This window comes from Exiguobacterium sp. EF_C8 (genome assembly GCF_054956715.1).
In genome coordinates this window covers 2964801-2979442 of the sequence record NZ_CM143264.1, presented here as the reverse complement: position 1 = coordinate 2979442, position 14642 = coordinate 2964801, and the positions used below count along the sequence as shown (strand labels likewise).

The following is a 14642-nucleotide window of genomic DNA, read 5'->3' as shown; positions in this document are numbered from 1 at the left end:
CTTTCAGTCGCGTAACAACAATTGTTTGAAATAGAGAAAACGTAGTCGAATATAGTCTGGGTACGCACGCCATCCTGCATGACGGATGGTCATATCTCGACACATATCACGGAAAACATAGCGATAGATTTTTTCTTCGGAATCGTCATAAACAGCTGCGTACAAGCCGTGCTCGAGCATATTGGAAATGCGTTCGTCGAGTTTAGCGTAGAGTGTATCGTCGCTGTCTTCGCTCAATGTAGCATGTAGCATCTCGTATTGAATACCTTGATTAGCAGAAGCAGTCGCATGAAAGACAGCCGTTTTATCGAGATGAGATACCCCGATGATTAACGCATAGAGTGTTTCCAACATATCGATCGAATGACCGTCTAGTTGTTGGATGGAATCAATAGCCATCAGCGTATCGATTCCAGATGCGCCAACTTTCTTTAAATATGTAAACGCATGGACGGCTGATTCTCCATAAAATTGTCGATGATTGTAATGGACGGCAAGAGAACGATGTCCTGCCGGTTCTTCCGGGAAACGTGTGATGGCTGAAAGGAAAAACTGTTCTGCTTCGTGCATATATCCTTCCTCTTCACTGATGATACCGAGAAGAATGTATCCTTGCACATGCTCGCCGATTTGCTGGTGCGTCTCTTCAATAAGTCGACGCGCTTGAGTGAGTTCGTTCTTAAAATAAAGGGAATGGGCTGTAGCAATGTTGAGCAATGGATGGGATGGAACAAGAACACGTAAGCGCTCGGTTGCGGCAATACGTACGTTCTCTTCTGTATCAGATGTCAGTGCTTCGAGTAACGCAACTTCAGCGACATGGCTCTGAAGTTCATGAGAATGAGCGGTTACGGTTTGTGTCATGTAATGAAATCACCTCTATTAGTTCAAAATCATATATTTTTATTTTCATCATATGACAAGCCGAGTGGTGCCTCAAGAAATAATGAAGAGATTCGTCCGCAATTTCTTCTTTTCATAAAAAATAGCCGATCATTCCTAGAAAAGGAAGCATCGGCTATTTTTACTTTCGAAATTATGCGTGTAAGTGAAGTACATCTTCAACGGATTTGTACGTGTATCCGAGATCGCGTGCGACCGCTTCATACGTGACGAAGCCTTGCGCGACATTCAATCCTTTTTCGAGAGCATCGTTTTCAGCAAGCGCACGATGTGTGCCTTTATTCGCGAGTTCAAGGACATACGGAAGCGTTGCGTTCGTCAATGCCAGGGTAGACGTACGTGGAACGGCACCCGGCATGTTCGCGACCGCGTAATGAACGACACCGAATTTTTCGTACGTTGGATCATCATGCGTCGAGATGCGGTCAACCGTCTCAAAGATTCCACCTTGGTCGATGGCAACGTCAACGATGACAGCACCTGGCTTCATCCGTTTGACCATGTCGGCAGTGACGAGCTTCGGTGCTTTTGCACCTGGAATCAAGACAGCACCGATGACGAGATCACTTTCAGCGACCGTTTCAGCAATCGTGTACGGGTTTGAGATCAATGTATTGATCGAGTTACCAAAGATATCATCTAACTGGCGAAGGCGTTCTGGACTAACATCAATGATCGTAACATCTGCACCAAGACCGACAGCGAGTTTCGCAGCATTTGTTCCGACGACACCGCCACCGATGACTGTTACTTTTCCACGACGAACCCCAGGGACACCTGCAAGAAGGATGCCCATACCACCGTGTGGTTTTTCCAAGAACTGTGCACCGATTTGTGATGCCATACGACCGGCGACTTCACTCATTGGTGTTAACAATGGAAGTGTGCGGTTCTTCTCGACTGTCTCATAAGCGATTGCTGTGATGTTCGAATCAACGAGTGCACGTGTCAGTTCTGGCTCAGCAGCTAGATGGAGATACGTGAATAATGTCAGGTCCGGACGGAAATATTGGTACTCTGAAGCGATTGGCTCTTTGACTTTTAAAGCCAGTTCGGCTGTTGCCCAGACTTCAGCAGCAGTCGCGATGATTTCAGCACCAGCTTTGACGTACTCCTCGTTCGTGAAGCCACTCCCCATGCCTGCCATCGATTCAATGATGACACGATGTCCTTGTGCATGTAACGCTGCTACCCCGGCAGGTGTTAATGCAACACGGTTTTCGTTGTTTTTGATTTCCTTTAATACTCCAATGATCATGTGAACGCGATCCCCTTTCGCAAATAAACAAATCAATTTCTCTTCTTCTTCATTATACGAGAAATGAAAGCGCTCTACTTTATCGGCGTTTTCAAAAACAACCGATATCCTTTGTGTAAAATCACAAAGGATATCGGTCTGCTTTTAGGTACAAATAAAGCAAGGAACGTTCGGGTAGTGATTCCATCCGGATACCAGCTTCCTCCTCGATCCGTCGCATCCGATATAGGATCGTATTCGGATGAACATGGAGATGGGAAGCGACTTGCTTGACGTTCCCATCATAATGAAGAAACCATTCTAGCGTCTCACATAAAGAGGAGGCATGTTTCACATCGTAAGCACGCAATCGCTCGATTTCTTCGAGACGAACCGTTCGTCGTCGCAAACGTTCTGAAAAAATTGGCAAGAGCTGAAACAAGCCGAGACGTTCGTAACGCGTCACGTTCTTCAGTTCGAATGGAAAGGCATCTTTCAAACGTAAGACGATACCCGCCTCTTCGTAACGCTCCGGAAGCGCTTGAACGCCCGTGAAGACTTCACTACTTGCCGCAACGAAATCCGTATAATCAAACCGCTCCGCGAGCAATTGACGGAAGGACTGAATGAAGGCGTCAAACTGTAGACGCTCTTGTTCTGCGTCGCGGTCGTTTGTGCTGATCCACAAGATAAAATCTGTTTCATCATATGCGTAAAGTAATGGACGAACCGTCTGTTGGATCGTCAATAAATAGCGCAGACGATCCGCAAGTCGTGGTGTGATTGCTTCTGAAAAACGGATGACCGTCAAACGACTAATACCAGGGGGTGCGACATGGAGCTTAGAAAACATCTTCAGGATCTCCGACTCGGATAGTTCTTCATGTAATAACTCAAAGAAGAATTGTTCCGTCTGCTCTTCCTTCCGTTTTTTCTGCATGTCGATCGCTAGTAATTGACGTTGAGCAAGCAGAGCTCCTTTCTTTAAATCTGCTAGTTCTGATGGAGTGAACGGGGTACTGCGAGCAATCGACCAAATGTAGCCGAGAATTTCTGAATCTTGTTTGATGGCAATGGCGACGCGGTCATTCAGTCCAACATCCGTGCGCGCAGAAATGATGAGCGGATCGTCTTGAGTAGCGAGACTCTGGATGACTTCGTCTTTCCAGAGTTGGTCGATGACCGATTCCGGTACCCGGCGACCGATGATCGTTGCGACACGAGCAGGGTCCGTGTCAGCAGTATGCGTACTATAGGCAAGGAGACGGTGATTACGATCTTCAATCGTAATCGGCGCATTTAAGGCGATACCGATCGCTTCCGCTAAATCGTCTAACGAATGGTATGAAGCTTCTAACATGGAGGAATCCCTTCTTTCTCTCTCGTTCAGTATCTTTAGTATAGCTTCTGTTGTGTAAAATCACAAAAATTATTCTTTCGTATTGTATAAAAACACAACTCCATGCTACGGTAAGCCTCGGAAAAAAGAGAGAGGATGAAATGGCATGGATGTGTTACGTCTGATATCTGCTTGGGTCTGGGGAATTCCAAGCATGGTGTTGTTAGTAGGAACGGGAGTGTACTTTACGATTCGTTTACGTGGTCTTCAGTTTCGTCGCTTGAAACAAGCGTTTCAATTGTCTGTTCAAAAATCAGGACAGGGTGAAGGGGAAATTAGTAGCTTTCAGATGTTAATGACGTCTCTTGCAGCGACGATCGGGAACGGAAACATCGCGGGAATCGCGGTCGCCTTGACGATGGGCGGACCGGGTGCAGTCTTTTGGATGTGGATCATCGGTTTGATCGGAATGGCGACGAAATATGCGGAAAGTCTTCTTGCGATTCTTTTTAGAAGTCGAAATGAACGCGGCGAAGCTGTCAGTGGACCGATGTATTATATCGAAAAGGGACTAGGTGCAAAATTTAAATTCCTCGCCATCTTGTTTGCGGCATTTGGTTTGATTGCATCATTTGGTGTCGGGAACACCGTGCAAGCGAATGCGATGGCAACGGTGCTTGAGCAATCGTTTCATGTACCGCTTCTACTCTTCGGCATTCTGCTCGCGCTGGCAGTCTATGTATCGATTCGTGGTGGACTTGAACGCGTCAGTGCGATCTCGACGATCTTTGTTCCGATCATGAGCTTACTTTATATCGGTGCCGCTTGTGTCCTTTTAATATTGAAGGCGGATCAGATTCTACCAGCCTTTGGTTTAATCTTTGAGTACGCCCTCCAGCCGCTTGCGCCTGCAGGAGCCTTCACCGGTGTATCGATCATGATGGCGATGCAAGTCGGTGTAGCACGTGGTATTTTCACGAACGAAGCAGGACTTGGGACAGCAGCATTGATTGCCGGATCTGCGAAAAGTGAGCGTCCGGTCGAACAAGGATTGATTTCGATGACGAGTACCTTCATCGTGACCTTGATCGTTTGTACGATGACGGCACTCGTCCTTCTGACGACAGGCTTTTGGGATCCGTCAGGCGGACTACATTCAGGTATGAAGCATGATGCGAATCTTTCCGGGGCAGCACTGACAGCAACCGCCTTTGCGAGCGTCCTTGGATCATTTGGAGAATGGACTGTCGCATTCTCCGTCTTCTTCTTCGGTTATTCGACGATCATCGGTTGGTATGTCTATGGAGAGAAGTGCTTGGAGTACTTGAGCGGTACGACACGTTTCAACGAAGGATACCGTGTATTCTTTGCACTCGCAGCCTGTTATGGTGCCGTCGCGCAATTAGAACCGTTGTGGCTCGTCGCAGATATCGCAAATGGATTGATGATGATTCCGAACTTGATCGGGATGCTGTTCTTGTCGCACTTGGTCATTGAACAAACGAGGAATTACGAACGGGCGGGTCATAAACGAGTCGCTTAAACGAACAAAAGCCGTGATGCCTTTAAACAGGCACCACGGCTTTTATGATGAGACGATTCATCCATTCGTCCGACGACGACTGTAGATGAGGAGTGTCAGTAAGAAAATCAAACTCAGCGCAACGAGGACAGAGAGTGAAGCGACGTTCCAGCCGATGACCTCGAGTAAAACACTGATCGCAACCGTCAAATAGAAGATACCGAGGTACTTTTTGACGAATGGGCTTTCGAAGTGCGTCAATTGCTTTGCGCCAATCGGTGCTCCGAGCAAGGCACCGACGATCAGCATGATTCCGACCAGGATATCGATGTTCGTACTTGCGACCGTGTAATTGACAAGTCCCGATAGGACAATCAGCAACGCGGAAGCAATACTCGTTCCGACCGCACGTTTCAACTCATAGCCAACGATCCCGACGAGTAACGGGGTGATGATGAAGCCACCGCTGACACCAAGTAATGAAGAAATGAATCCGGCGAACAAACCAGTGAAGGCAAGAGCGAGATATCGATTTTTCCACCCCGTCTGTTCACCCGTCGTTGATTTCGGACGTAAGAATTTATTCGCGAAGTAGAGTAAGAGACCGATATAAACGATTGAGATAACGAGATGAGCACCATTGACTGCCTCTAGACGAAGAACGAGTGGTGTCGCGATCGTCGAACCGATGATTCCGACGCCACCGACGACGAGACTATCGCGCCAGACGACATTTTTAAGACGTAAGTGAGAGATCGTTCCTGAAACGGTAGATCCAAGTGTCAGCATAAGACTCGTCGCGATCGCGACACTTGGAGCATATCCTAAAATGAGTAACAGGGGCGTCAAGATGATACCGCCACCGATTCCGAAAAATCCGGAAATGATTCCAATGAAAAATCCGAGGATTAAGAAATAATAAAAAGCGAGATCCATGTACAGTCTTCCTTTCCTTTTCTTCTCTATTATTCACTTAGTATGGCAATGAATGAGAAGAATGTAAAAGGGGACGGCTCCTTCAAGGGGGTTGAAGGAGCCGTTAAGGGGAACTTATTCTTTTGACGCGGCGACTTCCGTTGCTGCATCGATACCGGTATTGGCCTTGACTAAGATACGTTCGAAGTTACCGGCAACCTCGTTCGATTTCGTCAACAATGTCCCGACGATAGCTCCGAGGAAACCAAGCGGGATGGAGACGATTCCTGGATTCGTCAGCGGGAAGAGGGCTTCCCCGACGAACAAGGCTGAACCGTCGACTGCCCAAAGGTTTGGACTGAGTGCGACGAGAATCAGTGAAGAGAATAACCCAACGACCATACCTGTGACAGCTCCGCCAGTATTGAAACGGCGCCAGAAGATCGTCAAGAGAATGACTGGCAAGTTGGCACTTGCCGCGACAGCGAAGGCAAGCGATACGAGGAACGCGACGTTCATCGATTGTGCGAACAATGCCAGTACCATCGAAATCAAGGCGACAGCGATGGAAGCAAGTCGCGCTGCCGTCATCTGTTCTTTTTCCGTTGCTTGCCCTTTGCGTAGAATATGACTATAAAAATCATGAGCAAAGGCAGACGCAGCGGATAAGACAAGTCCTGCAACAACGGCGAGGATTGTCGCAAAAGCGACCGCAGCGACGAATGCAAAGAGTAAATCGCCACCAAGTGCTTTAGCGAGAAGTGGCGCAGCCATGTTACCAGCAGCATTAGCAGCGATGATATCTTCAGAACCAACGAAAGCAGCAGCACCAAAGCCGAGGAAAATCGTCAAGATATAAAAGACACCAATGATCCATGTCGCGTACACGACGGATTTACGAGCTGTCGGAGCATCCTTAACAGTAAAGAAACGAATTAAGATATGTGGTAATCCAGCTGTTCCAAGAACGAGCGCGAGATTGAGCGAAATCGTATCGAGTGGTAACTTAAATTTGTTTCCAGGATTCAAGAATGAATCCCCGAGCGGCGTGGCTTGTTTCACTTCTGAAAACATCTTGAAGATCGAGAAATCGAACTTCGCGAAGACCATGAACGAGATGACGGCTGTTCCTGCCATCAAGAGAATCGCTTTGATGATTTGAACCCACGAAGTCGCAGTCATACCACCGAAGACGACGTAGACCGTCATTAAGATACCGACGATGATGACACTCGTCGTATAAGGAATTCCTAACAACAATTCAATCAAGGCACCTGCACCGACGAGTTGCGCGATCATGTAAAAAATCGAGATCGCGATCGAGTTCATGGCAGCGACTCCACGAACTTTTGAGGCGTTAAAACGAGCGGCAATCATATCAGCCATCGTGTATTTTCCGAGGTTCCGAAGTGGTTCGGCAACGAGGTACAAGACAACAAGATAAGCAACGAGGAAGCCGATCGAGTAAAAGAATCCGTCGAATCCGGCTAAAGCGATCATCCCGGCAATTCCGAGGAACGAGGCGGCTGACATGTAGTCGCCGGCAATCGCCATCCCGTTTTGTGCACCAGTGAGTCCGCCGTCCGCTGTATAAAAGTCGTTAGCTGTTTTTGTTTTACGGGCAGCAAAGTATGTAATGACGAGCGTCAAACCGACGATCGCTGCGAATAGGGCAATGGCAGTATAATTCATTTCGACTCCTCCTTGATCTGTTCGACGAGTCGATCAAAGGCACGTGCTTTTTTGCTATACATCATGCAGAACGTCCACGTCATGATGAACTGGGCAAATGCGAATACCCAAGCTCCTGTAATATCACCGAATACTGGCTCATTCAAAATCGTGAAGTAACTTGTCAAAATCGGAAGCGCAAAATAAAAAATAAGGCAAAAACTAATAGCTGGAAGAATGAAGCCGTTCTTTTGGCGCATCAATTGTTGAAAGGTAGCACTCTCGACGATTGCTGGAGCAGATTGAGTCGCTTCATTTTTTTGAACTTCGGACATTTGATGCATGAGGACGCCTCCTTTAAGGAATGAATGTAAATTCATTATAAGGATGTCGTTTCTGGAAAAGCTATCCTAATTTTTAAGAAGAAAAGATCATTATTATATTAATATTGGTCATACCAATTTAATGTAAGCGTTTTCAATATTGAACATTGTTTGAACGTTATTTTTATATATTAATCACTTTATAAAATGATTCAAAAGACCTAGTCCCTAGAAAAATGAGAACAGCTTAAAAAGCCTGTCTATGGAATCATAGACAGGCTTGAGTCATTTTTCAGATGGACGTTCGATCTTATCTTCGATTTCTCGTAAATGATCCGCACGTTTTGAAAGGGCACGACGCTTCAACCATTCTTCCGTCCCGCGACTAACTCCCCAGATGGCGAGTAAAATCAAAAATAGAAGGACAAGACGCATCGGACGTTCGAGGAACGTGGACCATTCCTTTCCGATTAGCGAGAAGATGATGACGACGATCAGACGCCCGGCACCAGCAGCGATCAAATACGTCCGCAGCGATAGTTGAATCATGGCAGAAATGGACGTGATGATGAACGCAGGCATGAATGGAAGCGAAAAAAAGAATCCGAGTGAGATGGGACTCATGTGACGAACACGTTCAATCCACTGTTGCGCGGCATGGTGTTTTTCAAGCCAACGCGTGACCGGACGACGAAATAGATATCGAATACAAGCGAAGACGACGAGTGATCCAAGCATGCTCCCGACCCATGATACGAGAACACCCATACCAAAACCATAAGTTGCCGCATTCGCGGAAATGATCAGGACGAGTGGTAGGAAAGGAAATAGAGACTCAAGAAACGGGGCAATCAAACCGGTGGCAGCTCCTCCAGGTAAGTCTTGGAGAAAGAAAATCATCTGCTCGATCCAGTCACGAAGTGTATGGAGCATTCGGAATCCTCCTTGCGAGATGTACTACTGTGTTTTATTTTACCTCTTTCTGATTCAGAAAGGGAATGAAATTCCTTGAAAGGGATTCAGGAATTGTAGATTGTACATTCGAAAGGGAGTTGGTATTATACTTAAATGGGTGCGTTTTGCAGGCGTTCCCAGCTAGTCAATAGCTAGACGCTTCGTTTGCCAACGTTCGTTTTACTGCAAAAAACTGACATGGGGGCTAATGAGGAATATGAAACCTTATCGCGTACTATTATTTTATAAGTATGTTCCAATTGAAAATGCGGAACAGCTAACGAAAGAGCATCTTGCTTACTGTAAAGAGCTCGGTATCAAAGGTCGGATTTTGATTGCACCAGAAGGAATCAACGGCACACTCTCTGGAACGGTCGAACAAACGGAACAATACATGAAGGACTTGACGGCGGATCCACGATTCGCTGACATCGAATTCAAAATTGATGAAGTTGAAGAGCATGCCTTCAAAAAGACGTTCGTCCGTTACAAAAAAGAACTCGTCACATGGCGTTTTGAGGACGAATTCAACGTACCAGAAGAACACGCTGCGTATCTTGAACCAGCAGAGTGGAAAGAAATGATGAAACAAGATGACGTCGTCATTCTCGATGTACGCAACAACTACGAATACGACCTCGGACACTTCAAGAATGCCGTAAAAGTCGATGTCGATGCTTCACGGGAATTCCCTGAATGGCTAGACGAGAACGAGCATTTGTTTGAAGGGAAAAAGGTTCTCACATACTGTACGGGTGGCGTTCGTTGTGAGAAATTCACGGCGTACTTCCGTAAACGGCAACAGAGTGATGATATCTTCCACCTGAAAGGCGGAGTCGTCATGTATGGAAAAGATGAACAGACACAAGGAGAAGACTGGGAAGGTGAACTATACGTCTTTGATGAGCGTGTACAAGTTCCTGTCAATGCCGTCAATCCGTCTGTCGTCTCAGAATGTTACTACTGCGGAAAACCGGAGACGCGCTATGTTAATTGTGCAAACCCGGAATGTAATCGACAGCACTTCTGCTGTGAAGAATGCGAACCAAAAGTCATGCGTTCGTGTTCCGATGAATGCCGGGAGCATCCGCGCAACCGTTATGAAAAAGAGCAACAAGAAGAATTAGTATAAGGCACGCGTAAAAAGCCGGATGATTTCTTTAATAGAAACCGTCCGGCTTTTTTTGTGTATTCAAGAGGACGGGAACAAGTAACGTAAAATATCTGGCAAACGTTTGGCCCAGGCCGTTTCATGATGGATTGCTTCCGGAATGATCGTATAGCGACTTTGAGTGAGTTTCTGTTCAACCGCTCGCGCTAAGACATCATTCGTGTGTAAATAATCCGTCTCGGTCATCGGACCACTCACTTCTTTTGTGCCGACGTCCATATAACAGCGATGCGTTGCAGACAGAGACGGGCTTCGCTCTATGAATTCAAGGAGTGAGGAGAAGTTTGCCCATCCGGCAGTCGATAAGGCAGCGACGCGCGTGATGACTTCCGGATACGCGAATAATCCATATAGCGAGATGACGCCACCCATCGAACTGCCGATCATTGTCGTATCATCAGGGCGTGTCGCATAGTTGGCATCAATGTATGGTTTTAACTCGCGGATGATCCAGTCCATATAGACCTTACCGTTGCCACCAATTGACGTCCGATGCGAAGGATAGGCGCTCCGCATCAATAAGGCTTCGTCGCTCCAAGGAGCATAGTCATCGTACCGATCCATTCCATCTTCTGGACTGTCAATCGCGACGACCATTGCCGGAATCTGTGTCTGTTGTAGTGCAAGATGAATCTCCCAGCCTTTTCCGAACGAGGCGGTTTCTCCACTAAAGACGTTTTGTCCATCGTGCATATAAATTACTGGTAATGCTTCAGAAGGATCCAAATGGGGCGGACGATGAATTCGAATCGTCCGGTGGGCTTGTGATGTCGGTAGCGTCATTTCAATTTCCGTAATCGACAATAGAGTCACGACCTTTCAAAGGTTTGCATAATGCGCGGTACAATTGCGTCCGTTGTGTTTTCCGCCGACATAGAGTGCATGGTCGGCTTGACGTAACGATTCTTCGAACGTCCGTTGATATCTTTCATCCACTGTATCAATTCCGAGGCTGACGGTTAAGGACAGTCGGTGACCATCGACGAGGAAGGGACGATCCATGACCGTATGGCGGACCGTCTCGGCAATCTGAATAGCAGCCTCTTGACTACCATTTCGCAACAGAAGCACGAATTCCTCCCCACCATAACGAGCAGCAAAGACATCATCATGTTGCAATTGGATCGTCTGGATGCGTCGACCGAGTTCACGAAGGACGAGATCACCTACTTTATGACCGTACGTATCATTGACACGTTTGAAATGATCGATATCGAACAGAATTACGGAGAGCGGGTAGGAGTCAGCGGCAAATTCCTGCCGACCGTGTTCATAAAAAGCACGGCTATTCGGTAATTCGGTCAAAGCATCGGTCCGACTTTCCGTATAGAGTTGGACCGTTTCACGTGAGCGTTCTAAGACGCGACAAAAGGTACGAAGCAAACGAGATAATTCGTCAGCATTTGTCACATCATAGGCGTCTGCGACTTGATGGAACAGGATGATCGAAACATCGACCTCTCCGCTCGTAATCGAAGGAATCGCTAGCATCGAGTGACGATCGACAGGCAATCCGATTTGAATATCGTTTCCCCAGTCGCAACGCAGACCATAGATGATTGGGGTATGCAAATCGTCAGCTGACAAGGAATGAAATAGTGGTAACACGTCGATTGGTTGTTTCGTCCGAATGTTATAGATGACTTGTTTCCGCTGTTGTTGAATTGAGATCCAACCTTCAGAAAACGGCAACAGATGTGGTAAATCGAGGAGTAACGAATCGATCGTCTCGCGCTCGAAGCGGGAAATCAACAAGTGTTCCTTCGCATCATCAAATCGTTTGGCATTATCGTTTGCTTCAAGGAAGTCACCACGTTCTTGCAACAGACGTTTGAACAAGAAGAGAATCAAGGCGGATACTGTAGCCGCGACAAGCGGACTTTCATCGTAGAACCAGATTCCAAGTAGAGCACTTAACATGCTGATTCCATAAACGAGGGACTGCAACTTCACGAGACGTCGCCAATCGTATTTCAAGTAGAGGAAGCGATTGACGAACAGACATTGGAAGTAAGAGACAAGGAAGACAGTGATCAAAAAGCCGATGAAGGGAAGCAGGGCTTTCGTATACGTAAAGTTTGAGCCGATCGGTCCACCGAGCGCTTCATACGCAAATACCGGAAGCGAGATGTAGACTAAATCAAACAAGGCGTTGATCGGGTAGAGATAGGCGAAACGTTTCCAGCGAATCGCTTTTCGGTGAGACATGAATTGAAAGACGAGAATACCGACTTGGCTTAAAATCAAAGCGTACGTCAAACCGTAATTGAGGAATAAAAATAAGATGATTCCTTCTTGGAATGTATAATAAATGCCGCCACGACGGACATTATCGAACTGAAACAGGAGAACGAGCCCAAACAAATAAAGAGTATTGACGATGGAGATGGAAGGATGGAAGGTAGGTGGATGAACGATGCCAATCACTAATAATGTCAAGGCGACGAGACTGAAAACGATCCAGCTCGTCCGGGCTACCTGTTGGTAGTAGCGCATGAAACATCCCTCCCCCTGAGAAGTATCTTTTATTCCTATACCCGAATTGTGGAAATTTTGATAAGCCATTTACCAAAAAAATAAGGTTGAGAGAAAAGAAAGAATTGCGTATAATGTGAAAGATATCGAATACAGTCGATGATGAAGAGAGTAACGGTTGATTTTCGTCAACTAGCGAATCAGGGAATGGTGGAAGCCTGAGGACGAACCGGTCGTGAAGCGCACTTCTGAGACGCTACCCGATTCCTGAAGGAAAAGGCGTAGCCGGGGGAACCCCGTTATCCCCGAACAAGGTGGGTGTCAAAAATGACACCAAGAAGAGTGGTACCGCGGTCATTCCGTCTCTTTGCGCGTGGCGCAAGGGGCGTTTTTTATTGCCAAAAATCAGTGAAGCAGGAGGAAATAAAGATGAGTTATAAAACGCAATACGCAGAAGTATTACATCAAGTCATGGAAGGTGCCTTATCGGTTGAACAAATCGAACAACTGATCGAGCAACCGAAACATGAAGATCATGGAGATCTGGCATTCCCATGTTTCATGCTCGCGAAAGCATTCCGTAAAGCACCGAACATGATTGCTTCGGAGCTCGCAGAAAAAATTGATGCGCCGTTGTTCTCAAACGTTCAAGCTGTTGGTCCTTACATTAACGTCTTCTTGAACCGGGAAGTCGTCTCGCAAGAAATCGTCAACCAAGTCCTGACGGAGCAAGAGGCGTTCGGATCAAGTGAAGCGAATGGAAAAACGATCGTCACTGATTTTTCATCACCAAACATCGCAAAACCTTTCTCGATGGGTCACTTACGTTCAACAGTAATCGGAAATGCGCTCAACCAAATCTCACGTAAAAAAGGGTACGACGTCGTCGGTGTCAACCACTTAGGGGACTGGGGAACACAGTTCGGGAAATTGATGGTGGCTTACACGATGTGGGGTGAGGAAGAAGCGGTCCGTGCAGAACCAATCAAGGAATTGTTGAAATTATACGTCCGGTTCCACGAAGAAGCGGAAACAAATCCGACGCTTGAGGACGAAGGACGTCTCTGGTTCAAAAAACTCGAACAAGGTGATGAGCAGGCAACGACGCTTTGGACGTGGTTCCGTGAAGTCTCACTCGTCGAGTTCAACCGTGTCTATGAGATGCTCGGTGTTAAATTCGATAGTTTGAACGGAGAAGCCTTCTACAACGATAAGATGCAACACGTCATCGATTTGCTCGAAGAAAAAGATCTCCTCGTCGAATCAGAAGGGGCAATGGTCGTTGACCTCGAAGCAGAAGGTATGCCACCTGCCTTGATTAAAAAGAAAGATGGCGCAACGCTTTATGCGACACGTGACTTAGCAGCTGCTGTCTATCGTCTCGAAACGTACCGTTTTGAGCAAGCGTTCTACGTCGTTGGCGGTGAACAAGCGCTTCACTTTAAGCAATTGTTCGCAGTCCTGAAGAAACTTGGATTTGAGAACGTCGACGGAATGCACCATGTACCGTTCGGTTTGATTATGAAAGACGGAAAGAAAATGTCGACGCGTAAAGGTCGGATCGTCTTGCTTGAAGAAGTACTACAAGAAGCAATCGACGTCGCGAAGCAAAACATCGCGGAAAAAAATCCGAACTTAGCGAATGCCGAAGCCACAGCTCGTCAAGTAGGTGTCGGCGCCGTCATCTTCCATGATTTGAAAAATGAACGGATGAATAATATCGAGTTCGATCTTGAGCAGATGTTGAAATTCGAAGGTGAAACAGGACCGTATGTCCAGTATACGAATGCTCGTGCGCACTCATTGCTCCGTAAAGGTAGCTATGATGGCACACCATTCGCTGGTAGTGCCGATGATCATGCATGGGGTGTCGTCTCGATGCTGAACCAATTCTCGACGGTCATCGATCGTGCATTCACACGTCGCGAGCCGTCAATCATCAGCCGTTACGTCTTAGATCTTGCACAAAGCTTTAATAAATACTACGGACACGTCCGTGTTCTCGAAGATGACGCAGCAAAACAATCGCGTCTTGCACTCGTCAAGTCTGTCACGATCGTCTTGACAGAAGGTCTTCGTTTACTTGGTGTCGGCGCTCCGGAAGAAATGTAAGACCAATCCACGAATAAGAA

At 46.8% G+C, this 14642-nt stretch carries 12 protein-coding genes and 1 other annotated feature; of the genes, 3 read left to right on the top strand and 9 right to left on the bottom strand.

Features of this window, described 5'->3' with window-relative positions; genetic code table 11:
- Positions 1-3: 3 nt before the first annotated feature.
- The 3 genes from ACY2IG_RS15735 to ACY2IG_RS15725 all read right to left on the bottom strand — a co-directional run bounded on the left by ACY2IG_RS15735 (position 4) and on the right by ACY2IG_RS15725 (position 3500).
- Positions 4-864 (bottom strand): tetratricopeptide repeat protein, encoded by an 861-nt coding sequence (locus ACY2IG_RS15735; protein WP_313489487.1) that lies wholly within the window; start codon positions 862-864, stop codon positions 4-6.
- Between the two features lie 172 nt (positions 865-1036).
- Positions 1037-2161 (bottom strand): alanine dehydrogenase, encoded by a 1125-nt coding sequence (ald, locus tag ACY2IG_RS15730; RefSeq protein WP_308102282.1) that lies wholly within the window; start codon positions 2159-2161, stop codon positions 1037-1039.
- Positions 2162-2282: 121 nt separating this feature from the next.
- The gene (locus tag ACY2IG_RS15725) at positions 2283-3500 is read right to left on the bottom strand and encodes a PucR family transcriptional regulator (protein ID WP_290753489.1); all 1218 of its coding nucleotides are present in this window, start codon (positions 3498-3500) and stop codon (positions 2283-2285) included.
- Positions 3501-3645: 145 nt separating this feature from the next.
- Here ACY2IG_RS15725 and ACY2IG_RS15720 point away from each other — a divergent pair, with 145 nt between their 5' ends.
- Positions 3646-5022, top strand: coding sequence for an alanine/glycine:cation symporter family protein (locus ACY2IG_RS15720; protein WP_462618186.1), 1377 nt, complete (start codon positions 3646-3648; stop codon positions 5020-5022).
- Between the two features lie 57 nt (positions 5023-5079).
- Here the strand turns inward: ACY2IG_RS15720 and ACY2IG_RS15715 are convergent, their stop codons facing one another.
- From ACY2IG_RS15715 to ACY2IG_RS15700, 4 genes are all read right to left on the bottom strand, one after another.
- The gene (locus ACY2IG_RS15715) at positions 5080-5937 is read right to left on the bottom strand and encodes a sulfite exporter TauE/SafE family protein (RefSeq protein WP_035412101.1); all 858 of its coding nucleotides are present in this window, start codon (positions 5935-5937) and stop codon (positions 5080-5082) included.
- Between the two features lie 114 nt (positions 5938-6051).
- Positions 6052-7608 (bottom strand): solute symporter family protein, encoded by a 1557-nt coding sequence (locus ACY2IG_RS15710; RefSeq protein WP_462618185.1) that lies wholly within the window; start codon positions 7606-7608, stop codon positions 6052-6054.
- Positions 7605-7931 carry a DUF485 domain-containing protein gene (locus ACY2IG_RS15705; protein WP_462618184.1) on the bottom strand — a complete coding sequence of 109 codons (327 nt, stop codon included), beginning with the start codon at positions 7929-7931 and terminating at the stop codon, positions 7605-7607. The genes ACY2IG_RS15710 and ACY2IG_RS15705 overlap by 4 nt, the downstream gene beginning before the upstream one ends.
- A gap of 264 nt (positions 7932-8195) precedes the next feature.
- Positions 8196-8843, bottom strand: coding sequence for a TVP38/TMEM64 family protein (locus ACY2IG_RS15700; protein WP_023469681.1), 648 nt, complete (start codon positions 8841-8843; stop codon positions 8196-8198).
- Between the two features lie 238 nt (positions 8844-9081).
- Here ACY2IG_RS15700 and trhO point away from each other — a divergent pair, with 238 nt between their 5' ends.
- The gene (gene trhO, locus ACY2IG_RS15695) at positions 9082-9996 is read left to right on the top strand and encodes an oxygen-dependent tRNA uridine(34) hydroxylase TrhO (RefSeq protein WP_023469680.1); all 915 of its coding nucleotides are present in this window, start codon (positions 9082-9084) and stop codon (positions 9994-9996) included.
- 60 nt (positions 9997-10056) lie between these two features.
- Here trhO and ACY2IG_RS15690 read toward each other — a convergent pair whose 3' ends face one another.
- Positions 10057-10818, bottom strand: coding sequence for an alpha/beta hydrolase (locus tag ACY2IG_RS15690; protein WP_375092322.1), 762 nt, complete (start codon positions 10816-10818; stop codon positions 10057-10059).
- A 36-nt stretch (positions 10819-10854) separates the two neighbouring features.
- Positions 10855-12531, bottom strand: coding sequence for a GGDEF domain-containing protein (locus ACY2IG_RS15685; RefSeq protein ID WP_462618183.1), 1677 nt, complete (start codon positions 12529-12531; stop codon positions 10855-10857).
- A gap of 129 nt (positions 12532-12660) precedes the next feature.
- Positions 12661-12880: a binding site (T-box leader), on the top strand.
- Positions 12881-12939: 59 nt separating this feature from the next.
- On the opposite strand from ACY2IG_RS15685, the gene argS reads away from it, so the two are divergent.
- The gene (gene argS, locus ACY2IG_RS15680; protein ID WP_056059865.1) at positions 12940-14622 is read left to right on the top strand and encodes an arginine--tRNA ligase; all 1683 of its coding nucleotides are present in this window, start codon (positions 12940-12942) and stop codon (positions 14620-14622) included.
- Positions 14623-14642 lie beyond the last annotated feature (20 nt).

Coding starts and splice junctions, on each gene's coding strand:
- ACY2IG_RS15735 (WP_313489487.1), bottom strand. CDS start 864: ATGACACAAACCGTAACCGCTCATTCTCATGAACTTCAGAGCCATGTC.
- ald (WP_308102282.1), bottom strand. CDS start 2,161: ATGATCATTGGAGTATTAAAGGAAATCAAAAACAACGAAAACCGTGTT.
- ACY2IG_RS15725 (WP_290753489.1), bottom strand. CDS start 3,500: ATGTTAGAAGCTTCATACCATTCGTTAGACGATTTAGCGGAAGCGATC.
- ACY2IG_RS15720 (WP_462618186.1), top strand. CDS start 3,646: ATGGATGTGTTACGTCTGATATCTGCTTGGGTCTGGGGAATTCCAAGC.
- ACY2IG_RS15715 (WP_035412101.1), bottom strand. CDS start 5,937: ATGGATCTCGCTTTTTATTATTTCTTAATCCTCGGATTTTTCATTGGA.
- ACY2IG_RS15710 (WP_462618185.1), bottom strand. CDS start 7,608: ATGAATTATACTGCCATTGCCCTATTCGCAGCGATCGTCGGTTTGACG.
- ACY2IG_RS15705 (WP_462618184.1), bottom strand. CDS start 7,931: ATGCATCAAATGTCCGAAGTTCAAAAAAATGAAGCGACTCAATCTGCT.
- ACY2IG_RS15700 (WP_023469681.1), bottom strand. CDS start 8,843: ATGCTCCATACACTTCGTGACTGGATCGAGCAGATGATTTTCTTTCTC.
- trhO (WP_023469680.1), top strand. CDS start 9,082: ATGAAACCTTATCGCGTACTATTATTTTATAAGTATGTTCCAATTGAA.
- ACY2IG_RS15690 (WP_375092322.1), bottom strand. CDS start 10,818: ATGACGCTACCGACATCACAAGCCCACCGGACGATTCGAATTCATCGT.
- ACY2IG_RS15685 (WP_462618183.1), bottom strand. CDS start 12,531: ATGCGCTACTACCAACAGGTAGCCCGGACGAGCTGGATCGTTTTCAGT.
- argS (WP_056059865.1), top strand. CDS start 12,940: ATGAGTTATAAAACGCAATACGCAGAAGTATTACATCAAGTCATGGAA.